This window comes from Pseudomonas sp. D3-27 (assembly GCF_051132165.1).
In the GTDB taxonomy this organism is placed as follows: Bacteria; Pseudomonadota; Gammaproteobacteria; order Pseudomonadales; family Pseudomonadaceae; genus Aquipseudomonas.
On sequence record NZ_CP071667.1, the window covers coordinates 4,535,663 to 4,557,840 of the forward strand.

19 protein-coding genes and 1 other RNA gene are annotated in these 22,178 nt (G+C 62.2%); 2 read left to right on the plus strand and 18 right to left on the minus strand.

Annotation, left to right across the window (positions count from 1 at the left end):
- Positions 1 to 179: 179 nt before the first annotated feature.
- The 18 genes from lpxC to rsmI all read right to left on the minus strand — a co-directional run bounded on the left by lpxC (position 180) and on the right by rsmI (position 19,624).
- Complete coding sequence (gene lpxC / locus J3P92_RS20495) at positions 180 to 1,091, minus strand: UDP-3-O-acyl-N-acetylglucosamine deacetylase (protein WP_095106092.1); 912 nt, start codon at positions 1,089 to 1,091, stop codon at positions 180 to 182.
- Positions 1,092 to 1,203: 112 nt separating this feature from the next.
- A complete protein-coding gene (ftsZ, locus tag J3P92_RS20500; RefSeq protein ID WP_420765420.1) occupies positions 1,204 to 2,397 on the minus strand; it encodes a cell division protein FtsZ in 1,194 nt (397 codons plus the stop codon).
- Between the two features lie 97 nt (positions 2,398 to 2,494).
- On the minus strand, positions 2,495 to 3,754 hold the full coding sequence (gene ftsA / locus J3P92_RS20505; RefSeq protein ID WP_003205342.1) for a cell division protein FtsA: 1,260 nt from the start codon (positions 3,752 to 3,754) through the stop codon (positions 2,495 to 2,497).
- Positions 3,755 to 3,769: 15 nt separating this feature from the next.
- Complete coding sequence (locus J3P92_RS20510; RefSeq protein WP_042729561.1) at positions 3,770 to 4,636, minus strand: cell division protein FtsQ/DivIB; 867 nt, start codon at positions 4,634 to 4,636, stop codon at positions 3,770 to 3,772.
- Between the two features lie 3 nt (positions 4,637 to 4,639).
- On the minus strand, positions 4,640 to 5,605 hold the full coding sequence (locus tag J3P92_RS20515) for a D-alanine--D-alanine ligase (protein WP_420765421.1): 966 nt from the start codon (positions 5,603 to 5,605) through the stop codon (positions 4,640 to 4,642).
- Positions 5,602 to 7,062 (minus strand): UDP-N-acetylmuramate--L-alanine ligase, encoded by a 1,461-nt coding sequence (gene murC / locus J3P92_RS20520; protein ID WP_420765422.1) that lies wholly within the window; start codon positions 7,060 to 7,062, stop codon positions 5,602 to 5,604. Before murC ends, J3P92_RS20515 begins: the two co-directional genes overlap by 4 nt.
- Positions 7,055 to 8,125 carry an undecaprenyldiphospho-muramoylpentapeptide beta-N-acetylglucosaminyltransferase gene (gene murG, locus J3P92_RS20525; RefSeq protein WP_420765423.1) on the minus strand — a complete coding sequence of 357 codons (1,071 nt, stop codon included), beginning with the start codon at positions 8,123 to 8,125 and terminating at the stop codon, positions 7,055 to 7,057. Before murG ends, murC begins: the two co-directional genes overlap by 8 nt.
- A complete protein-coding gene (gene ftsW, locus J3P92_RS20530) occupies positions 8,115 to 9,332 on the minus strand; it encodes a putative lipid II flippase FtsW (RefSeq protein ID WP_420765424.1) in 1,218 nt (405 codons plus the stop codon). The genes murG and ftsW overlap by 11 nt, the downstream gene beginning before the upstream one ends.
- Positions 9,329 to 10,675 carry a UDP-N-acetylmuramoyl-L-alanine--D-glutamate ligase gene (gene murD, locus J3P92_RS20535; RefSeq protein ID WP_434648876.1) on the minus strand — a complete coding sequence of 449 codons (1,347 nt, stop codon included), beginning with the start codon at positions 10,673 to 10,675 and terminating at the stop codon, positions 9,329 to 9,331. Before murD ends, ftsW begins: the two co-directional genes overlap by 4 nt.
- Before the next feature lie 5 nt (positions 10,676 to 10,680).
- Positions 10,681 to 11,763 carry a phospho-N-acetylmuramoyl-pentapeptide-transferase gene (mraY, locus tag J3P92_RS20540; RefSeq protein WP_053124966.1) on the minus strand — a complete coding sequence of 361 codons (1,083 nt, stop codon included), beginning with the start codon at positions 11,761 to 11,763 and terminating at the stop codon, positions 10,681 to 10,683.
- Entirely contained in the window at positions 11,763 to 13,130 is a 1,368-nt protein-coding gene (locus J3P92_RS20545; protein WP_434648877.1) for a UDP-N-acetylmuramoyl-tripeptide--D-alanyl-D-alanine ligase, read from the minus strand. The genes mraY and J3P92_RS20545 overlap by 1 nt, the downstream gene beginning before the upstream one ends.
- Positions 13,123 to 14,586 (minus strand): UDP-N-acetylmuramoyl-L-alanyl-D-glutamate--2,6-diaminopimelate ligase, encoded by a 1,464-nt coding sequence (locus tag J3P92_RS20550; protein ID WP_434648879.1) that lies wholly within the window; start codon positions 14,584 to 14,586, stop codon positions 13,123 to 13,125. Before J3P92_RS20550 ends, J3P92_RS20545 begins: the two co-directional genes overlap by 8 nt.
- Positions 14,586 to 16,325, minus strand: coding sequence for a peptidoglycan D,D-transpeptidase FtsI family protein (locus tag J3P92_RS20555; RefSeq protein ID WP_420765650.1), 1,740 nt, complete (start codon positions 16,323 to 16,325; stop codon positions 14,586 to 14,588). Before J3P92_RS20555 ends, J3P92_RS20550 begins: the two co-directional genes overlap by 1 nt.
- On the minus strand, positions 16,325 to 16,618 hold the full coding sequence (gene ftsL / locus J3P92_RS20560) for a cell division protein FtsL (RefSeq protein ID WP_003178214.1): 294 nt from the start codon (positions 16,616 to 16,618) through the stop codon (positions 16,325 to 16,327). The genes J3P92_RS20555 and ftsL overlap by 1 nt, the downstream gene beginning before the upstream one ends.
- Positions 16,615 to 17,562 carry a 16S rRNA (cytosine(1402)-N(4))-methyltransferase RsmH gene (rsmH, locus tag J3P92_RS20565; RefSeq protein WP_420765428.1) on the minus strand — a complete coding sequence of 316 codons (948 nt, stop codon included), beginning with the start codon at positions 17,560 to 17,562 and terminating at the stop codon, positions 16,615 to 16,617. The genes ftsL and rsmH overlap by 4 nt, the downstream gene beginning before the upstream one ends.
- Positions 17,559 to 18,014 (minus strand): division/cell wall cluster transcriptional repressor MraZ, encoded by a 456-nt coding sequence (mraZ, locus tag J3P92_RS20570; protein WP_003205355.1) that lies wholly within the window; start codon positions 18,012 to 18,014, stop codon positions 17,559 to 17,561. Before mraZ ends, rsmH begins: the two co-directional genes overlap by 4 nt.
- Positions 18,015 to 18,323: 309 nt before the next feature.
- Positions 18,324 to 18,677: RNase P RNA component class A (gene rnpB, locus J3P92_RS20575), an RNA gene on the minus strand.
- Positions 18,678 to 18,751: 74 nt separating this feature from the next.
- The gene (gene rsmI, locus J3P92_RS20580) at positions 18,752 to 19,624 is read right to left on the minus strand and encodes a 16S rRNA (cytidine(1402)-2'-O)-methyltransferase (RefSeq protein ID WP_420765429.1); all 873 of its coding nucleotides are present in this window, start codon (positions 19,622 to 19,624) and stop codon (positions 18,752 to 18,754) included.
- Positions 19,625 to 19,969: 345 nt separating this feature from the next.
- Between rsmI and J3P92_RS20585 the strand changes: the two genes are divergently transcribed.
- Positions 19,970 to 21,781 carry a penicillin-binding protein activator gene (locus tag J3P92_RS20585; protein WP_434560529.1) on the plus strand — a complete coding sequence of 604 codons (1,812 nt, stop codon included), beginning with the start codon at positions 19,970 to 19,972 and terminating at the stop codon, positions 21,779 to 21,781.
- Complete coding sequence (locus J3P92_RS20590) at positions 21,781 to 22,143, plus strand: YraN family protein (protein WP_434648881.1); 363 nt, start codon at positions 21,781 to 21,783, stop codon at positions 22,141 to 22,143. Before J3P92_RS20585 ends, J3P92_RS20590 begins: the two co-directional genes overlap by 1 nt.
- The last annotated feature ends 35 nt before the right edge of the window (positions 22,144 to 22,178 follow it).

Sequence of the window (22,178 nt, forward strand, 5' to 3'; positions counted from 1 at the left end):
TCAGCGTGACTTACTTCAGAGGGTTGTTCCATCGAGTAACAACGGGTTCGGCGACGTTTGGGAAGCGTCCTATAGGGGAATATCGCAATCCCTTAGGAAATGACCCACACGGGGTTCATTGCCGCCATAAAAAAGGGCCACCCGAAGGCAGCCCTTAAAAAACTAGAGAGGTTTTTTGCTTACACGGCCGCGACAGGACGCATGTAAGAGATGGGTGCGGTGCTGGCGTCTTCGAACGTCACGACTTCCCAAGCATCTTTCTGCTCAATCAACTTGCGCAGCAGCTGGTTGTTCAGTGCGTGGCCGGACTTGAAGCCCTTGAACTCACCAATCAGGCTATTGCCCAGCAGGTAGAGGTCGCCGATTGCATCGAGGATCTTGTGCTTGACGAATTCGTCTTCATAACGAAGGCCGTCTTCGTTCAACACGCCATCGGAGTCGACCACGATCGCATTTTCAACGCTGCCGCCGAGTGCGAGGTTGTGCTTGCGCAGGTACTCGATGTCACTCATGAAACCGAAGGTACGGGCGCGGCTGACTTCTTTTACGAACGAAGTGCTGGAAAAGTCCACGCTTGCACTCTGGGTGCGGTCACGGAAAACCGGGTGATCGAAATCGATCTCGAAGCTCACCTTGAACCCTTCGAAAGGGACGAAAGTGGCGCGCTTGTCGCCGTCTTCCACTGTCACTTCCCGCAGGATGCGGATGAATTTCTTGGCCGCGTCCTGCTCTTCCAGGCCAGCCGATTGAATCAGGAATACGAAGGGTCCGGCACTGCCATCCATGATCGGGACTTCGGACGCGGAGAGCTCGACGTAGGCGTTATCGATGCCCAGGCCAGCCATGGCCGAGAGCAAATGCTCCACCGTGTCCACTTTGACGTCACCGTTGACCAGTGTGGTCGACATAGTGGTTTCACCGACGTTTTCCGCGCGAGCAGGAATCTGCACCACAGGGTCGAGGTCGGCACGACAAAACACGATGCCGGTGTCGACAGGCGCGGGCTTGAGGGTCAGGTAGACCTTCTCGCCGGAGTGCAGGCCGACACCTGTGGCACGGATAATATTCTTCAGGGTGCGTTGTTTAATCATGGCATGGGCCGCTTCAGCGCAAATTGCGAACTGGTATCAACAAAGGCTGGCGATGATAGCAGACCAGACCTTTGCTGAACACCAATCACCCTTATACCCCTGATACATTCCATCAATCGGCCTGACGACGCAGGAAAGCCGGGATGTCCAGGTAATCCAGATCATCTTGAGGATTCATCTTCGCGGCAGTCGCAGCACCGGCCTGGGCCTGGTTGCGCATGACGGTCGGACGGTCCAGGTCACGGTAGTTCACCGCAGGCGTTTCCTGACGAGCGGCAGCTGGCTGCTGTGGCTGCGAAGCCATGGCAGTCTGCACGGTGTTGTCGATCACCTTCATCGGCTTCTCGATTTTCGCGCCCAGGCCAGTGGCAACCACGGTCACGTGCAGCTCGTCACGCATGTCCGGATCGATCACGGTGCCGACCTTGACCATCGCGTGGTCGGAAGCGAATGCCTCGATGATGCTACCCACGTCGGAGTACTCGCCCAAAGACAAGTCCGGACCGGCGGTGATGTTCACCAGGATGCCGCGGGCACCCTGCAGGTTTACATCTTCCAGCAGCGGGTTGCGGATGGCCGCTTCGGTGGCCTCGCGAGCACGGTTCGGACCGCTGGCGCAGCCAGTGCCCATCATTGCCATGCCCATTTCGGACATCACGGTGCGCACGTCGGCAAAGTCGACGTTGATCATGCCTGGACGCTTGATGATGTCGGAGATACCGCGAACGGCACCGGCCAGTACATCGTCAGCCTTGGCGAAAGCCGACAGCAGGCTTGCGTCTTTACCCAGGATGGTCAGCAGCTTCTCGTTGGGGATGGTGATCAACGAGTCGACGCTTTCGCTCAGCGCGCGGATGCCTTCATCGGCGATCTGCATGCGCTTGCGGCCTTCGAACGGGAACGGACGGGTCACCACCGCAACGGTGAGGATGCCCATTTCCTTGGCCACTTCGGCAATGATCGGCGCTGCACCGGTACCGGTACCACCGCCCATGCCCGTGGTGATGAACACCATGTTGGTGCCGGCCAGGACCTCAGCGATGCGCTCGCGGTCTTCCAGGGCAGCCTGACGGCCAACCTCGGGATTCGCGCCGGCACCCAGGCCCTTGGTCACGCCGGTGCCCAGTTGAAGGATGGTCCGCGCGCCGATGTTTTTCAGCGCTTGAGCATCGGTGTTGGCGCAGATGAATTCGACGCCTTCGATGTTGCTCTTGACCATGTGGTTGACAGCGTTGCCGCCGCCACCGCCGACACCGATTACTTTGATAACCGGGCTAGCGGGGATGTTGTCTACGAGTTCGAACATGTTCCCTCTCCTTTCATTCTCTAGTTTTTTCGCCTACTGCGTTTTATTGCCGTCTTGCAACGCCGAGCCTGAAACCCGGCGCCTGAAGCTTGAATCTTTAGAAATTGCCTTTCACCCAGGCCTGGAGCCGCTCGAACAGCGGAGCCTTGGGCTCGTCGCTGCTGTAGCTATCGCGGCTGCCAATCCCCGAGAACGAGATCCCGTCGGATTGCTTCTGCAGGCCGTACATCAACAGGCCCACGCCGGTGGAATAGATCGGGTTGCGGACCACGTCGTCCAGCCCCTTGACGCCATGCGGCACGCCCAGGCGCACCGGCATGTGGAAAATCTCTTCGGCCAGCTCGACCGCGCCTTCCATCTTCGACGTACCGCCGGTCAGCACGATGCCGGCCGGGATCAGGTCTTCGTAGCCACTGCGACGCAGTTCGGCCTGGATCAGCGTGAACAACTCGTCGTAACGCGGCTCGACCACTTCGGCCAGGGCCTGGCGCGACAGTTCGCGCGGCGGACGGTCGCCGACGCTCGGCACCTTGATGGTTTCACCGGCACCGGCCAGTTTCGCCAGGGCGCAGGCGTAGCGGATCTTGATTTCCTCGGCGTACTGGGTCGGGGTGCGCAGCGCCATCGCGATGTCGTTGGTCACCTGATCGCCTGCAATCGGGATCACGGCCGTGTGGCGAATCGCGCCTTCGGTGAAGATCGCGATGTCGGTGGTGCCGCCGCCGATGTCCACCAGGCATACGCCCAGCTCTTTCTCGTCGTCGGTCAGCACCGAGTACGCCGAGGCCAGCTGCTCGAGGATGATGTCGTCGATTTCCAGACCGCAGCGGCGCACACATTTCTCGATGTTCTGCGCGGCGTTCACCGCACAGGTCACCACGTGGACCTTGGCTTCCAGGCGCACGCCCGACATGCCCAGGGGCTCGCGCACGCCTTCCTGGTTATCGATCACGTAGTCCTGCGGCAGGGTGTGCAGCACGCGCTGGTCGGCCGGAATCGCTACGGCCTGGGCCGCGTCGAGTACGCGCTCGAGGTCGGCGGAGCTGACTTCGCGATCACGAATCGCCACGATGCCGTGGGAGTTCAGGCTGCGGATGTGATTGCCCGCCACGCCGACGAACGCCGAGTGGATCCGGCAACCGGCCATCAGCTGCGCTTCTTCGATGGCGCGCTGGATCGATTGCACGGTGGACTCGATGTTCACCACCACGCCTTTTTTCAAGCCGCGGGACGGGTGTGTACCGATTCCGACGATGACCAGCGTGCCGTCGTCCGCGACCTCGCCTACCAGCGCAACCACCTTGGAAGTGCCGATATCCAGACCGACGATCATTTTCCCGCTTTGCACGTTTGCCATGGGTCCTGCCTCTTCTTAATTCTTCGCGACGGCGGGTTCGGCCGTCGTCGGCGCTACAGGTTCCCGCCAGCCAACAGCGAGGCCGTTGGCGTAGCGCAGATCGATGCGCGCAATGTTCGTAATCTGTTCTTTGAGCGTCTTGTCATAGATGGCGATGAAGCGGCGCATCTTTTCCACCAGGTTGCCGCGCCCGAGCAGCAGCTCGATGCCCGGTCCCGAGCTGCCCGCGCCAGTGGTCAGGAACCAGCTGCCGCGTTCACGCAATTCCAGGCGCGCGATGGAGAAGCCCAATGGCCGCAACATCTGGCTCAACACCTGGTATTGCTGCATCACTTGTTGCTGGGCCCGCTGTGGACCGAACAGTTGGGGCAAATGTTCATAATTGGCCAGTTCCCGTGGCGTAAACGCCTGGCCCTGGTTGTTCAACAGCGACTCGTCGCCCCAACGGGCCACGGGCAATTGCTCTTCCAGGCGGATCGACACCTGGTCCGGCCATACTCGCCGGACTTCGGCGTGGGCGATCCAGGGCATCTGCTCCAGTTCCGTGCGCATGCCCGCCAGGTCGATGGTGAAGAAGCTCGACGCGACGAACGGGGCAATCCGCTGCTGCACCGCCTGCTGGCTGATGTAGCTCAGGTCGCCCTGGACATTGATCCGGGCAATCGGCCGGTCGGCATAAGGCAGCAACCGTTGCGCGCCTTCATACGTGCCGAACCCCAACGCCACCAGCAGCACCGGCCAGAACAGGCTCTTGAGAAAACCAAAATTGGCTTTCGGCAAGCGCGCCGACATCGGCTCTTTGGCCACCATTCGGCTGGCACCCCGCGGCACCGGCTTGCGACCGGGTGCGGATGGCTGATGACGAAGCGATGCGCCTTGCATGGCTTAACCTCTTGGCTCTTGATGGCCGACACTGGCAGCCAGGATCGCCAGCACCAGTTGCTGGAAATCCAGGCCGGCGGCACGCGCCGCCATCGGCACCAGGCTGTGATCGGTCATGCCGGGGGCGGTGTTGACTTCCAGGAACCAGAACTGCCCATCGGCGTCCTGCATCACGTCCGCCCGGCCCCAACCGGCGATGCCCAGCGCCTCACAGGCCTTGGCCGTGAGGTCCATCAGTTCTTTTTCCTTGGCGGCATCCAGCCCGCAGGGAATGCGGTACTGGGTGTCATTGGCGATGTATTTGGCGTCGTAGTCGTAGAACGTGTGGGGCGTGCCCAGGGCAATCGGGGGCAACACCTGATCACGCAGGGTGGCGATGGTGAACTCCGGACCGGTGATCCATTGCTCGACCAACACTTGCGAATCGTAGGAACTGGCGTCCTTCCAGGCTGCGGTCAACTCAGGCAGCGAATTCACTTTCGCCATGCCAATACTGGAACCTTCATGGGCCGGTTTGACGATCAAAGGAAAGCCCAGTTCCGTGGCCGCCGAAATACAATCGGCCTCGCTGGCGAGCACGGCGTGACGCGGCGTCGGAATGCCGAGGCTGTGCCAGACCTGCTTGGTGCGCAGCTTGTCCATCGCCAGGGCCGACGCGAGGATGCCGCTGCCGGTGTAGGGAATGCCCAGGCATTCGAGCAGCCCTTGCATGCTGCCGTCTTCGCCGCCGCGACCGTGGAGAATGATGAACGCACGGTCGATTTTTTCGCTCAGCAGGCGCTGCAGGAAATCGTCGCCCACGTCGATGCCGAAGGCGTCGACGCCAGCGCTCTGCAAGGCTTGCAACACGGCGTTACCGGACTTGAGGGACACCTCGCGCTCGGCACTCTTGCCGCCGAACAGCACGGCGACGCGGCCGAAGGCTTTCGGGTCAAGGGTCGAGGCCAGGTTGGCGTATGCAGCAGTCATTTCAGTTTCCCCTCGCTGGAGGCCACGATGGCTCCGGCGAATAACGGACTATTCAACAATTTCGGGGCCAGGCCACCGATGTCACCCGCGCCCTGGCACAGCAGGATGTCCCCAGCGCGCAGCAATGGCTTGACCAGCGGCGCGAGGTCCACGCCACGGTCGATGTAGATCGGGTCCAACTGGCCACGCTGGCGGATGCTGTGGCACAGTTGGCGGCTGTCGGCGCCGGGGATCGGCTCTTCGCCCGCCGGATAGACTTCCATCAACAGCAGCACGTTGGCATCGGCCAGGACCTGGACAAAATCGTCGTACAGGTCGCGGGTGCGGCTGTACCGGTGCGGTTGATAGACCATCACCAGACGCCGCTCCGGCCAGCCACCGCGCACGGCCTTGATCACCGCCGCGACTTCGGTCGGGTGGTGGCCGTAATCGTCCACCAGCATCACGTTACCGCCGTCCACCGGCAGCTCGCCGTAGACCTGAAAACGTCGGCCCACGCCCTGGAAGCCCGACAAGCCCTGGACGATGGCTTCGTCGCTGACGCCTTCGTCGGTGGCTATGCAGATGGTGGCCAAGGCATTGAGCACGTTGTGGTTGCCGGGCATGTTCACCGAGACGTCCAACGGCTCGCGGTCAGGACGCAACACGGTGAAGAAGGTCTGCATGCCCTTCTGGCGCACATTGATGGCGCGCACATCGGCTTCTTCCCCAAAGCCGTAGGTCACGGTTGGGCGCTTGATCAGTGGCAGGATTTCACGAACCACCGGGTCGTCCAGGCACACCACGGCCAAACCATAGAACGGCAGGTTGTGGAGGAACTCGACGAAGGTTTTCTTCAGCTTGTTGAAGTCGCCGTCGTAGGTCGCCATGTGGTCGGCGTCGATGTTGGTCACCACGGCCACCAGCGGTTGCAGGTGCAGGAAACTCGCATCGCTCTCGTCGGCTTCGGCGATCAGGTAGCGGCTGGTGCCCAGCTGGGCATTGGTGCCCGCGGCATTCAGGCGACCACCGATCACAAAGGTCGGGTCCAGGCCACCGGCGGCGAACACCGAGGCGATCAGGCTGGTGGTGGTGGTCTTGCCGTGGGTGCCGGCGACGGCGATGCCGTGGCGATAACGCATCAGCTCGGCCAGCATCTCGGCCCGTGGCACCACGGGAATACGACGTTCCAGGGCGGTGGCAACCTCCGGGTTGGAGGTGTTCACGGCGCTGGACACCACCAGCACGTCGGCATTGGCGGCGTTCTCGGCACGGTGGCCGATAAAGATCTGCGCACCGAACGATTCCAGGCGTTCGGTGACCGGGGAAGCCTTCAGGTCGGAACCCGAGACCTGGTAACCCAGGTTCAGCAACACCTCGGCGATCCCGCACATGCCCACGCCGCCGATACCGACGAAGTGGATGCGACGGATGCGGCGCATTTCCGGTTGTGGCATGGCTTTGCGATTCTCAACCATGGGCCACCTCCAGGCAGGTGTCGACCACTTGGGCCGTGGCATCGGGTTTGGCCAGGCGGCGCGCGGCGCGAGCCATGTCTTCGAGTGTTTGCGGCTGCATCAAGACCTCTGTCAGGCGCGCGGCAAGATCCGCGGCGCCAGTCGTTCTTTGCGGCATCAGGAAGGCAGCGCCTTCACGGGCCAAATAATCGGCGTTGCGAGTCTGGTGATCGTCGATGGCATGGGGCAAAGGCACCAGCATCGAGGGCAGACCGGCGGCAGCCAGTTCACTGATGGTCAGCGCGCCTGCGCGACAGACCACCAGGTCGGCCCAGCCATAGGCCTGGGCCATGTCTTTGATGAAGGGCTGCACTTGCGCCTCGACGCCAGCGGCGCGATAGCGTTCGGCAGTCACTTCATCGTGGTTTTTGCCGGCCTGGTGAAACACTTCCGGCCGCAGTTCGGGGGCAACCTGCGACAGGGCTTCGGGCAGCAGCTTGTTCAACGGTTCGGCCCCCAGGCTTCCGCCCAGGACCAGCAAACGCGCCTTGCGTCCGGCCAGGGCCGGGCGCGGTGCAGCGAGGAACAGCTCCGTACGCACGGGATTACCCGTGGTGCGACGGCTGCCCGACAGGGTAAAGGTGTCCGGGAAGGCTTCACACACCCGGGCGGCCAACGGCACCAATAATCGATTGGCGGTACCGGCCACGGCGTTCTGCTCGTGGACGATCACCGGCACACCGGCCAGTTTTGCCGCAACACCGCCGGGGCCGGTCACATAGCCACCAAAACCGACCACGCACACCGGCCGCAGCCGACGAATGATCGCCCGCGCCTGCCAGACCGACTTGAGCAGCATCAGCGGCGCCTTGAGCAGCGACAGCTTGCCTTTGCCCCGCAGGCCGCTGGCATTGATCCGGTGCAGCTCCAGGCCGGCGGCGGGCACCAACTCATTCTCGATGCCCCGTGGCGTACCCAGCCAATGCACGGTGTAGCCGCGCGCCTGGAACTCCCGGGCACAGGCCAGCGCCGGGAACACATGCCCGCCGGTACCGCCCGCCATGATCAGCACGTTAGCGCCCATGAGTCGGCTCCTCGGCGAAGTCGCTCTCCTGGAATTCCATCTCTTCGCTGCCCAAGTGGGTTCGGCTCTCCCATTCGATGCGCAGCAACAGGCCAAGACAGGCACAGCAGATCACCAGGGAGCTGCCGCCATAACTGAGGAACGGCAGCGTCAGGCCCTTGGTCGGCAACAGGCCGACGTTCACGCCGATGTTGATCAGGAACTGGCCGATCCACAGGAACGACAGGCCATACGCCACATACGCGGCGAAGAACTGCTTGGCCTTCTCGGCCCACAAGCCGATGTACATGCCGCGCACGCAGACAAACACGAACAGTGCAACGGTGCACAAGGAGCCCACGACGCCGAGTTCTTCGGCCAGTACCGAAAACACGAAGTCGGTATGCGCTTCCGGCAGATAGAACTGCTTCTGCACACTGTTGCCCAAGCCCACGCCAAGCCACTCGCCACGGCCGAAGGCGATCAAGGCCTGGGTCAATTGATAGCCGGAACCGAACTGGTCGGCCCACGGATCGGTAAACGTGATCAGGCGCGCCATTCGATACGGTTGTGCCTGCACCAGCACGGTCACCGCCGCCACGGCCAGCGCCACCATCAGGATGAAGCGGAACAGCCCGACCCCACCGAGAAACAGCATCGCCGCAGCCGCGCCCATCATCACTACCGTGGCGCCGAAGTCCGGCTCCATCAGCAACAGGCCCGCCATGGGCAGCAACACGATGAATGGCTTGAAGAAGCCCATCCAGCTTTCGCGCACTTCCTTCTGGCGACGCACCAGGTAACCGGCAAGGAAAATCACCACGAAGACCTTGGCGATTTCCGAAGGCTGGACGTTGAAAAAACTGAAGCCGATCCAGCGCATCGAGCCGTTGACCTCGCGGCCGATGCCCGGCACCAACACCATGACCAGCAGGCCGAAGGCCCCCAACAGCATCATCCAGCCCAGGCGTTGCCAAGTGGCGATCGGCACCATCATGGTCACGATACAGGCACCCAGGCCGATCACCAGGTAAATCAGATGGCGGATCATGTGGTAAAGCGTGTTGCCCGACTGAACGGCAGCCACTTCCGACGACGCAGAGGTGATCATCACCAGGCCCAGGCCGAGCAATGCCAGGCAACCGGCGAGCATCGGGAAATCGAGGTCGATGCCACGGCCGGTGATCAGCGGCGACGGGTACGGCTTGATGATGTTCAGCAAGCTCATGCCAAGTCCTCCACGGCCTGGGCGAACAGGCGCCCGCGCTCTTCGTAGTTCTTGAACATGTCGAAACTGGCGCAGGCCGGCGACAACAGGACGGCATCGCCCGATTGCGCGAGGGCGCGGCATTGCTGCACCGCCTCATCCAGCGAAGCGACACGAACCAGCGGCACCGCATCGCCCAACGCCTGGGCGATCAGTTCGCGGTCGCGGCCCATCAGCACCACGGCACGGCAATTGGCGGCCACGGGGCCGCGCAGGTCCTTGAAGTCGGCGCCCTTGCCGTCACCGCCGGCGATCAGCACGAGCTTGCCGTCGATGTCCGCGCCCAGGCCTTCGATGGCCGCCAGCGCGGCACCGACATTGGTGGCCTTGGAATCGTTGTACCAGGCCACGCCATCCAGATCGCGCACCCATTGGCAGCGGTGTTCCAGCCCTGCGAACTGGCGCAAGGCCGAGAGCATGGCGTCGAACGGCAGACCGACCGCGTGGCCCAGGGCCAACGCCGCAAGGGCATTGGCCTGGTTGTGGGCGCCGCGGATTTTCAACTCACGCACTGGCATCAGGTTCTGGAATTGGAAAGCGAGGTATTTTTCGCCGTTCTCTTCACGCAAGCCGAAGCCTTTGAAATCCGGAACCCCCAAGCCGAAGGTCCAGCAAGGCAGCCCTTCACCCATCAGCGGACGGGTCAACGCGTCCTGGCGGTTGAACACGACCTGGCGGGCGCCACGGAAAACCCGGTGCTTGGCCAGGTGATACGCCGGCAGGCCGCTGTAGCGGTCCATGTGGTCTTCGCTGATGTTGAGCACCGTCGCCACTTCGGCGCCGAGATGGTCGGTGGTCTCAAGCTGGAAGCTCGACAGTTCCATGACATACAGCTCGATGTCATCGCCGACCAGGTCCAGGGCCGGGGTCCCCAGGTTGCCGCCCACGGCGACGCGCTTGCCGGCCGCCGCGGCCATTTCACCGACCAGAGTGGTCACGGTGCTTTTCGCGTTGGAGCCGGTGATGGCGACAATCGGCGCCTTCGCGTTGCGGGCGAACAGCTCGATGTCGCCGGACAGTTTCACGCCTCGGGCAGCCGCAGCCTGCAGCGCCGGAGTCGCCAGGGCCAGGCCGGGGCTCACGTAGAGCTCATCGGCGCGGCACAGGAACTCGACGTCCAGCTCGCCACAACGCACGTCCACCTGCGGATAGTCACGGCGCAGCGTGGCCAGCTCAGGCGGATTTTCCCGCGTATCGGCCACGGCAAACGACACGCCCCGGTTCGCCAGGAAGCGAACCAGGGACATGCCGCTCTTGCCGAGGCCGACAACGATGCGGAAGTGGTCAGAAGCGATCAGGGACACTCGTTCTACCTCAGCTTCAGGGTGGCAAGGCCGATCAGCACCAGAATCACGGTGATGATCCAGAAACGGACGATCACGCGCGGCTCGGGCCAGCCCTTGAGTTCAAAGTGGTGGTGGATCGGCGCCATGCGGAATACCCGGCGGCCGGTCAATTTAAAGGAAGCAACCTGAATGACGACTGACAGGGTCTCCATCACGAACACACCGCCCATGATGAACAGGACGATTTCCTGGCGAACGATGACGGCAATGGTGCCCAGGGCCGCGCCCAGCGCCAACGCGCCGACGTCACCCATGAAGACTTGCGCCGGGTAGGTGTTGAACCAAAGGAAACCGAGGCCGGCACCGATCAGCGCGCCGCAGAACACAATCAGCTCGCCCGCGCCCGGTACATAAGGGATCAGCAGGTATTCGGCGAATTTCACGTTGCCCGACAGGTAGCAGAAGATCCCCAGCGCGCCGCCAACCATGACCGTCGGCATGATCGCCAGGCCGTCGAGGCCATCGGTGAGGTTGACCGCGTTGCTCGATCCAACGATGACCAGGTAGGTCAGCACGATGAAGCCAGCGCCCAGCGGGATGCTGTAGTCCTTGAGCATTGGCAGGATCAGGGTGGTTTCCACCGGCGAAGCGGCAGTCATATAAAGGAAGATCGCCGCGCCGAGGCCGAACACCGACTGCCAGAAATATTTCCAGCGACTTGGCAGCCCACGGGAATTCTTCTCGATGACCTTGCGGTAGTCGTCTACCCAGCCGATGGCGCCGAAGAACAGGGTCACCAGCAACACGACCCAGACATAGCGGTTCGCCAGGTCGGCCCAGAGCAAGGTGCTGATGCCGATGGACGAGAGAATCAACGCGCCGCCCATGGTCGGGGTACCGGACTTGGACAGGTGCGATTGCGGACCGTCGTTGCGGACCGACTGGCCGATCTGCAGGTTCTGCAAGGTGCGGATCATCCACGGGCCCAGGAACAGCGACAACGACAGCGCGGTCAGCACACCCAGGATCCCGCGCAGGGTCAGGTACTGGAAGACCGCGAAGCCTTTGTGGAACTGTTGCAGGTACTCCGCTAGCAGCAGCAGCATTAATGTTTCTCCATACGGGTGCCGCACAAAGCCGCAACGATGTTTTCCATCGCCGCACTGCGTGAGCCCTTGATCAATAAGGTGGTGTTCGGGTCTTGCTCGGCACCCAGGGCCTGGATCAACTCGGCCTGGGTGGTGAAATGCTGTGCATGCTCGCCAAACGCCGATACCGCATGGGCCATCATCGGGCCAACGGCGTACAACGCATCGACCTTGCCGCGGGCATACGCGCCGACATCATGGTGGCCTTGCTGCGCCCACTCACCCAATTCGCCGATATCGCCGAGCACCAGCACGGTGCGGCCGGAGAAACCGGCAAGGATGTCCACGGCCGCGCACATCGACGTCGGGTTAGCGTTGTAGGTGTCATCGATGACGCGCATGCCGTTGCTCGCCAGTTGGGCGACGGTGCGTCCCTTGACCGGTTGCACCGCGTTCAATCCCGCGGCGATGCCTGGCAACGAAACACCCAGGGCATGGGCGGCGGCGGCGGCGGCCAGGGCGTTGGCAACGTTATGGGTGCCGAGCAGGTTCAACTGCACGCGCTCGGCCCCGTCGGGGCTGTGGAGGTTGAAGGCCGGGCATCCGCGAGCATCGCGGTCCAGGTCGCTGGCGTAGAAGTTCGCGGCAAGGTTGCTCAAGGCAAAGGTCAGCACCTTGCGCTCGCCCGCCCGGGTTTTCCAGATTTCGAAGGCCTTGTCGTCGAGATTCAGCACGGCGACGCCATCGGCAGCCAACCCCTCGATGATCTCGCCCTTGGCCTCGACGATCTTTTCCGGGCCGCCGAACTCACCCACGTGGGCGGTCCCGGCGTTGTTGAGCACCGCCACGTGGGGCTTGGTCATGCCGACGGTGTAGGCAATCTCGCCGAGCCGCGAAGCACCGAGTTCAATGACGGCGGCGCTGTGCTCCGGCGCCAGCTCAAGCAGCGTCAGCGGTACACCGAGGTCGTTGTTCAGGTTGCCACGGGTCGCCAATACCGGGCCGCGCATGCGCAGGATGCTGGCGAGCATTTCCTTGACCGTGGTCTTGCCGCTGGAGCCGGTGATGGCTGCGACCGGGTTGGTGAACGCCGCGCGATTCAACGCGCCGAGCTGGCCCAGGGCCTGGCGGGTGTCGCTGACCAGCAGTTGCGGCAGTGTGCTGTTGGTGACTTCGCGCTCGACCAACGCCGCGACCGCGCCTTTGCCAGCCACTTCGTTCAGATAATCGTGGCCGTCGAAACGCGGCCCGGCCAGGGCGACAAACAATTGGCCCGGCGCAATCGCCCGGCTGTCGATGCTGACGCCGTTGAACGTGGCGTCCGCCGCGATCAGGCGCGCATTCAGGACGTTGGTCAGCTCGCTGAGTTTCAGGGCCTTAAGCATGGGCCACCTCCCATGCGGTCAGGGCGTGATCGGCTTCCACCAGGTCGGAGAACGCATGGCGTTCGCCGTTGATTTCCTGATAGTCCTCGTGGCCCTTGCCGGCCAGGACGATGACGTCATCCGCCGAAGCACTGGCAATCAATTGCGCAATGGCCTGGCCGCGTCCGGCCACGAAAGCGACGTTATCCTGCCCCGAGAAACCGGCGCGAATATCGTCGAAGATCCGCGAGGGGTCTTCGCTGCGCGGGTTATCGTCAGTGACGAGTACTCCATCGGCCAGCCGCTCCACGACTTGCGCCATCAGCGGACGTTTGCCACGGTCACGGTCGCCGCCACAGCCGAACAGGCACAGCAGCCGACCCTTGGCGTGAGGACGCAGCGCCGTGAGGACTTTCTCCAGCGCGTCTGGCGTATGGGCGTAATCGACCACCACCAGTGGCTGGGTGCCTCCGCCCAAGCGCTGCATGCGCCCGGCCGGGCCCTCGAGTTTTGGCAATACCTTGAGAATTTCATCCAGCGCGTAGTCCAGCCCGAGCAAGGCCCCGATGGCGGCCAATACATTGCTCAGGTTGAAGCGGCCCAGCAACGTGCTGCGCAGATGGTGTTCGCCCTGGGGCGTGACCAACGTGGCACGAACGCCTTCGTCGTCGAACTGTGCCTGGCGTACATAAAGGTAGGCGCCTGCATCTTCGAGGCTGTAGGTGATCAACCGCGACTCGCGACTCTCGGCGGCCAGCTGGCGGCCGAATTCGTCATCGACATTGATAACCCGGCATTTCAGGTTGTTCCAGGCAAACAGCTTGGCCTTGGCCTCGCCGTAGGCCTGCATCGTGCCGTGGTAGTCCAGGTGATCGCGGGACAGGTTGGTGAGCACGGCAACGTCGAAGGCCAACGCGGTGACGCGACCTTGATCGAGGCCATGGGAGGAAACCTCCATCGCGACGGCCTTGGCGCCAGCCTTCTTCAGGTCGGCCAGGGTCGCCTGCACGGCGATCGGGTTTGGCGTGGTGTGCAGCCCGCTTTTCAGCGCCCCGTGGAAACCATTGCCCAGCGTCCCCACGATGCCACAATGCTGCCCGAGCAAGTCGAGCGCCTGTGCCACCAGTTGCGTCACGCTGGTCTTGCCGTTGGTACCGGTCACGCCGATCAGGTTCAGGTGACGGCTCGGCTCGCCATAAAAACGCCCGGCGATATCCGACAACTGCGCCACCAGGCCCTTGACCGGAATCAGCGGGACATCGGTGATCGGCAGCACGGTCGCGCCGTTCACTTCATAGGCCACGGCAGCCGCACCGCGTTTCAAGGCATCAGCGATATGGTCGCGGCCATCAACACGGGCGCCCGGCACCGCCAGGAACAGGTCCCCGGCGCGCACGTCGCGACTGTCCAGCGCCAGCTCACGAATCAGCAGGTCATGACCGGCATGGGCAAAAATCTTGTTCAGGCTCAGGGACATCAGCCACGCCCTCCGTCGGCTTTCAAGGGAACGACCGGGGCGGTACTCGCCTGCTGGGTCGGCGGCAGATTATCCGGGGTAATGTTCATCAGGCGCAGGGTGCCGGACATCACTTTGCTGAACACCGGCGCAGAGACCAGGCCACCGAAGTAGCCTGCCTTGCTCGGTTCGTCGATAACCACCACGATGGCGTAGCGCGGGTCGCTCATCGGACCGAAGCCGGCGAACAGCGAACGGTAGGAATTCTCGGCATAGCCCTTGGTACCCACGGACGTCTTGCGCGCCGTACCCGACTTGCCGGCAACATGGTAGGCGGGCACTTGGGCACGATAGACACCACGCGGCGCCTCGATCACCTGTTGCAGCATGCCTTGCATCGTCTTGGCGACGTCTTCCGGAATCACTTGGGTGGTTTGCGGCGCCTTGTCGGTCTTGACCAGGGTCAGCGGTGCGATCCGCCCATTGTTGGCCAGCGCCGAGAAGGCGTGGACAAGCTGGATCGCCGTCACCGAAACACCATAGCCATAGGACAACGTGGCGGTTTCGGCCTTGCGCCATTCACGGTAGTTGGGCAGGTTGCCGACGCGCTCGCCCGGGAAGCCCAGGCCGGTGTCCTGGCCGAGGCCGATTTTCTGGGCCAGGCGATAGATCGCCTCGCCACCGATATCGAAGGCGATCTTGCTCATGCCCACGTTACTGGAATTGATCAGGATGCCGGTCAGGTCGAGCACAGGGCCTTCAGTCTTGGACACGTCGCGAATGGTGTATTTGCCGATCTGCAACGTCCCCGGATACACCTCGACGGTGTCACCCGGTTTCCAGCGCCCGGTTTCCAGGGCGGCGGCCATGGACACGGCCTTCATGGTCGAACCCGGCTCGAAGACGTCGATCATTGCGCGGTTGCGCATCATCGCCGGTTGCAGGTTACGGCGGTTGTTCGGGTTGTAGGTCGGCTGGTTGACCATGGCGAGGATCTCGCCGGTCTTGACGTCCATGATCACCAGGCTGCCGGCCTTGGCGCCGTTCTCGACGATGGCATTGCGCAGCTCGCGGTTGGCCAGGTATTGCAGGCGCAGGTCAATGGACAACGCCAAGGGCTTACCGGCCTTGGCGTTTTTAGTGACTTGGACATCCTTGATCAGCCTGCCGCGCCGATCCTTGATGACCTGGCGCTTGCCGGCAACCCCGGCCAGCCATTCGTCATAGGCCAGTTCGACACCTTCTCGGCCCCGGTCATCGATGTCGGTAAACCCGACCATGTGGGCGGTGACTTCTCCGGCCGGGTAGAAACGCCGGAACTCTTCGATGCCATAGACACCAGGTACTTTCAAATCGAGCACACTCTGGCCTTGCTCGGGCGTCAACCCGCGCACCAGGTAGATGAATTCTTTATTAGCCTGGGCTTCAAGGCGCTCGGCCAAAGCCTTGGGATCCTGGCCGAGGGCGGCGGCCAACGCCGGCCACTTTTCCTTGGCCTGCTGCATTTCCTTGGCGTTGGCCCACAGGGTGGTCACCGGGGTGCTCACGGCCAGGGGTTCACCGTTGCGGTCAGTGATCAGGCCACGGTGGGCCGGGATCGGAATATGACGCACGCTGCGGGCATCGCCCTGCTCCTTGAGGAAGTCGCGGTCGACGACTTGCAGGTCGATGATGCGCCACGCGATCGCTGCGACCATGATCCCGAGCAAGCCCAGGACCAGACGGAACCGCCACGGGAACAGTGCCCCTTCGAGCTTCATCATGGCGCCACCATCTGCACTTCGGCGGCGCCGGGGATGCGCATCTTCAATTGTTCGGTGGCCAATACCTCGATACGGCTATGGGCGGTCCAGGTGCTCTGCTCCAGGATCAGCCGGCCCCACTCAGCCTGCGCCTTGTCGCGCACGCTCAGTTCGTTATAAAGGGTGTTGAGCAACTGGCGGTTCCAGTGCGCGCTGTAAGACACGGCGATGGCCGAGACGAGCACGCCGATGAACAGCAGCAGCATGAAAAAGCTGCCGCCCGGCAGGGGCTTGGCGAAGAGCTTGCTCACCGCAGCTTCTCCGCGACACGCATGACAGCACTACGGGCACGCGGGTTGGCCTTGAGTTCGGCCTCGGAGGCGAACTGCGCTTTGCCATGGATCTTGATTTTCGGTACGAAAGCCTCGAAACGCACCGGCAGGTTGCGCGGCAGGTTGTCGGCTTCGCCTTTGGTGAGTTTGCGCATGAACAGCTTGACGATGCGGTCTTCCAGGGAGTGGAAGCTGATCACCACCAACCGGCCACCGATCTCCAGCGCCTCAAGGGCGGCCTCGAGGCCAGCCTCAAGATCACCCAACTCATTATTGACATGGATACGCAGGCCCTGGAAGGCGCGAGTCGCTGGATTCTTGCCCTTCTCCCACGCAGGGTTGGCAACCTTCAGCACTTCGGCCAGGTCACCGGTGCGCTCGAATGGCTTGGTCTCGCGGCGCTCGACCACGGCTCGCGCCATGCGGCCGGAAAAGCGTTCCTCGCCATATTCCTTGAAGACACGGGCGATTTCTTCGACGGGCGCGGTGTTGACGAACTCAGCGGCACTGATGCCGCGGGACGGATCCATGCGCATGTCCAGCGGGCCGTCATTGAGGAAACTGAAGCCACGTTCCGGGTCGTCCAGTTGCGGCGAGGACACGCCGAGGTCCAGCAGCACGCCGCTGATCTTGCCAGCCAAACCACGCTGGGCAACTTCCGAACCCAACTCGGCAAAGCTGCGCTGCACAACGACAAAGCGGCCGTCTTCGGCCGCCAGCGCTTGCCCGGTGGCAATCGCTTGAGGATCCTTGTCGAACCCCAGCAACCGGCCATCAGGCCCCAACTGGCTGAGGATCAATCGGCTGTGCCCGCCACGCCCGAACGTGCCATCCAGATAGCACCCATCAGGACGTACGGCGAGAGCCTCGACGGCTTCGTCAAGCAGTACGGTGATGTGGTTAAAGCCGCTATCAATAGTCACAGGATCAAATCACGCAGTTCATCAGGCATGGCGCCCGGTTGTTGAATAGCAGCAAGGTCGGCGGCAGAAACCGCATTCCAGGCATCTTCGTCCCACAGTTGGAACTTGTTCAGCTGGCCCACCAGCATCGCGCGCTTGTCCAGCTTGGCGTATTCGCGCAGGCGCGGCGGGACCAGGAAACGACCACTGCCGTCGAGCTCAAGATCAACGGCATTACCGATCAACAAGCGCTGCAAACGACGGTTTTCTTCACGTAGCGAAGGCAGTGCGCGCAGTTTGGTTTCGATGATTTCCCACTCATCCAGCGGGTAGACGCACAAACATGGGTCAACGGCGTCGATCGTGACGATCAACTGCCCCGAACTTCGCGAAACGAGCTCGTCACGATACCGGCTGGGCATGGCGAGCCGGCCTTTTGCATCGAGACTGATTGCGTTAGCTCCGCGAAACACGTCAGCGTTTCTCCACTTTTTGGCGTTTTACCTTCAAAAAAACCCACTTCATGCCACTTTCCGCCACTTGCGCACACTATAGGAATGCGCCCACCGCACCGTCAAGGCGCGGAATGAAGGAAAAGCCTTATAGATCGGAGATTTAGGAGCGTTTCAGGAGGGGCAACAAGAATCTGACGTAGGAAATTTCGCTCCAACCTGAGGCAGTACAGGGGACTGCGCGCACAAGTTAAAGTGATTTGTTAAGAGTAAGATTTTTTTGGTATTAGGAACTGCGTCTGCCAGCGATTCCGGCAGGGAGGGAAAAAGGTGGAGAGTCGATCTGTAAGCCGGGTTCTGTCTTGAACAGTCATTCGTCTACGATGGCCATCACTGGACATCTTTAGCAACCTACCCGGTCCCAGCGCGGGCCACGCCTTGGGACCCTATTTGGTCTTGCTCCAAGTGGGGTTTACCTAGCCACGAACTGTTGCCAGCCGTGCGGTGCGCTCTTACCGCACCTTTTCACCCTTACCGGCGCCGAAACGCTTAGGCGGTTATTTTCTGTGGCACTTTCCGTAGGCTCACGCCTCCCAGGCATTACCTGGCACTTCGCCCTATGGAGCCCGGACTTTCCTCCCCCCCCTAATTTTCATAGAGGGCAGCGACTGTCCGATCGACTCTCCGCCGCGAAGGTTAACGGTACAGCGCCTCAAGAACAAGCGCTAAAAGCCCGCAGCCAGCCGGGCATGGCGGTTTCATTGGTCCTTCTGCTTTTGCAGCGCGACCTGATACAGCACATTCTTGCGTTCGCCAGTGATCTGCGCGGCGAGGGCCGCCGCACGTTTCAATGGCATTTCCTCCAACAACAGATCCAGGACGCGCATCGCTTCGCCACTCACGGCGTCTTCGCTTTCCGGCGGCGTCCACCCGGCCACCAGTACAACGCATTCACCGCGCTGTTGGTTGCTGTCGCTTTCGACGAAACCTCGCAATTGCGCCAAGGGCAGCCCCTTGAGCGTCTCGAAGGTTTTCGTCAGTTCCCGCGCCAGCAACGCCTGGCGCTCGGGACCAAACACCAGCTCCATATCCTGGAGGCATTCAAGGATACGGTGCGGCGCTTCATAAAAGATCAATGTGCGCGGCTCTTCCTTTATAGCTTCCAGGCGCGCTCGTCGTCCCACCGCCTTGGCTGGCAGAAAGCCCTCGAAGATAAATCGATCCGACGGCAAGCCGGCCGCCGACAGCGCCGCGATCAACGCACACGCCCCGGGTACTGGCACTACATTGATACCAGCAGCACGAGCCTGGCGCACCAGGTGATAACCCGGATCGGAAATCAGCGGCGTGCCGGCATCGGAAATCAGCGCCACGTTATCGCCCGCCAGCAGCCGGGTGATAAAACGACTGCCCTCGTCCCGCTCGTTATGTTCATGACACGCCGCCAGCGGCGTGGAAATGCCGAAATGCTGCAGCAAGCGCTGGGAGTGACGGGTATCTTCAGCGGCGATAAGGGCGACGTCCTTCAGGATCTTCAGCGCACGGGCGCTGATATCGTCCAGGTTGCCAATAGGCGTCGCCACCACGAAAAGCGAGCCAGCAGCGGAATTCGAAGCACCTGGAGCAGTCAAAACGCACACCTCATGAGGGTAAAAACCGCCATTGTAGCGTGTGCCGCCATTCTCGGCCGGTCACATTAGCACTTGTGGCGAGGGAGCTTGCTCCCGCTCGGCTGCGCAGCAGCCGTAAAAATCTGACAGCCACATTCTGATGTACCGTGTTGAATGGTTTTGGGGCCGCTGCGCGGCCCAGCGGGAGCAAGCTCCCTCGCCACGGGGAATCGACACCCTCGGATTTATGCTGCGCCGCACTCTTTGAAATACCTAAATTGATCGATTCACACCACTAACATCGCGCCCCAGCCGCTGCTTGGGTACAATTCGACGCTAATTTGATCTCGTATCAGGAACACTTACATGATCGCTTGCCTGCGGCTGCTCTCCGCCCTCTGCCTCGCTGCCCTCCTGGCGGCTTGCGCCAGTTCGCCTTCGTCCAGCCTTGGCGAACTCCCACGGACCCCGGATGCCAGTATCGAGCAATTGCTCGAACAGGCCACCCAAAGCAAAAACCCGGAAAAAGCCGCCCTGCTGCGCCTGAGCGCCGCGGACCTGGCCTACCGCCAGGGCAATGCCGGCCAGTCCGCACAGATCCTGCAACAAGTGCCGCTGGAGCAACTCAAGCCCGGCCAGCAGATTTTCGCCAGCACGCTGTCAGCCGAACTGGCGATGACCCGCAACCAGCCCAAGGCAGCGCTGACGTCCCTGGGCCATCCAAGCCTGCAGCACCTGGGCGAAATGCCGGTGGAACAGCAAGTGCGCACCGGCACCGTGCGTGCTCGCGCCCTAGAAGCCGATGGCCAGACCCTGGCGGCCGCCAAGGAGCGGATCTTTATCGCGCCGTTGCTGGAAGGCGAAGCCGCGGCGAAAAACCACGAGGCGATCTGGTCGCTGATCGCTTCGCTGCCTACCGATCAACTGCAACCGACCACCACCGACGACCTCGGTGGCTGGTTGAGCCTGGCCAAGGCGGTGAAAACCGCCGGCACCCTGGAGCAACAACAGGCCGCCATCGACAGCTGGCGCGAACAAAACCCGAAACACCCAGCCGCGCTTCAACTGCCGACGCCACTGGTCAAGCTCAAGGAGCTGGCAAGCCAGCCGCTGAGCAAGATCGCCTTGCTGCTGCCGCAGAACGGCCCGCTGGCCTCGGTTGCCAAAGCCCTGCGCGAAGGGTTCATGGCTGCGCACTACCAGGCCCAACAGGCTGGACAGAAGCCGCCAAGCATTCAGGTCTATGACAGCGCCAGCCTGACTTCCATGGACGAGTTCTACCGCAAGGCCCAGGCCGACGGGGTACAACTGGTGGTCGGCCCGCTGGAAAAACCACTGGTCAAGCAGATCAGCCTTCGCCCGCAATTGCCGATTACCACCCTGGCATTGAACTACAGCGAGGGCGAACAGGGCCCACCCCAACTCTTCCAGTTCGGCTTGGCCCCGGAAGATGAAGCCCGCGAAGTATCCCGTCGTGCTCGCGCCGACGGCCTGCATCGCGCCGCCGCCATGGTACCGAAAGGCGAATGGGGCGATCGTGTATTGAAAGCCTTCAGCCAGGACTGGCAGGCCAATGGCGGCACCATCGTTGCGATCGAGCGTGTCGACCAGCCTGTGCAACTGGCCCAGCAGATCGCCGACATGTTCCAGTTGCGCCAGAGCGAAGGTCGCGCCAAGAGCCTGCAAAGCACGGTGGGCACCGCAGTAGCGGCCCAGCCTTCGCGTCGCCAGGACATCGAGTTCATTTTCCTGGCATCGACTCCGCAGCAGGCCCAGCAGATCAAGCCGACCCTGAACTTCCAGTACGCCGGCGACGTGCCGGTCTATGCGACGTCTTCGGTGTTCAGCGTCAGCGGCGACCAGAACCAGTACAACGACATGAATGGCGTGCGTTTCTGTGAAACGCCATGGCTGCTCGACGCTAACGACCCACTGCGTCAACAGGTCACTGCACAATGGCCACAGGCCGGTGGCAGCCTGGGCCGACTGTATGCGATGGGTGCCGACGCCTATCGCCTCGCTCCACGCCTGGGCCAGCTCAAGGCACTTCCGGACAGCCGCATCGAAGGCCTGTCAGGCAGCCTGGCGATCTCGCCAACCCAACGCGTGCAACGTCAATTGCCGTGGGCCCAGTTCATCAATGGCCAGGTGCAGCGCCTGCCGGACACCCAGCGCTGATGCTTGACCGATCACACTTGCAAAGCGGAAAGGATGCCGAGGGCCAAGCCCTCGCGCATCTGCAACAACAAGGTCTGCGCCTGCTGGCACAGAACTGGTTGTGTAAACGCGGCGAGCTGGATCTGGTCATGCTTGACGGCGATACAGTAGTATTCGTCGAAGCCCGCTACAGAAAAAATACCCAATGGGGCGGCGCGATCGAGAGCATCGACGAGCGCAAGCGCCAGAAACTGATTTTCGCCGCGCAGTACTTTCTGCAACGCGAGTCTCGCTGGGCCGATTACCCCTGCCGCTTCGACGTGGTCGCCATCGACAGCAACGCCGACCAGTTGAACTGGCTGCAGAACGCCTTCGACAGTTGAACGCCCAGCCTGGCCGGACACCTTCATTCAACTTT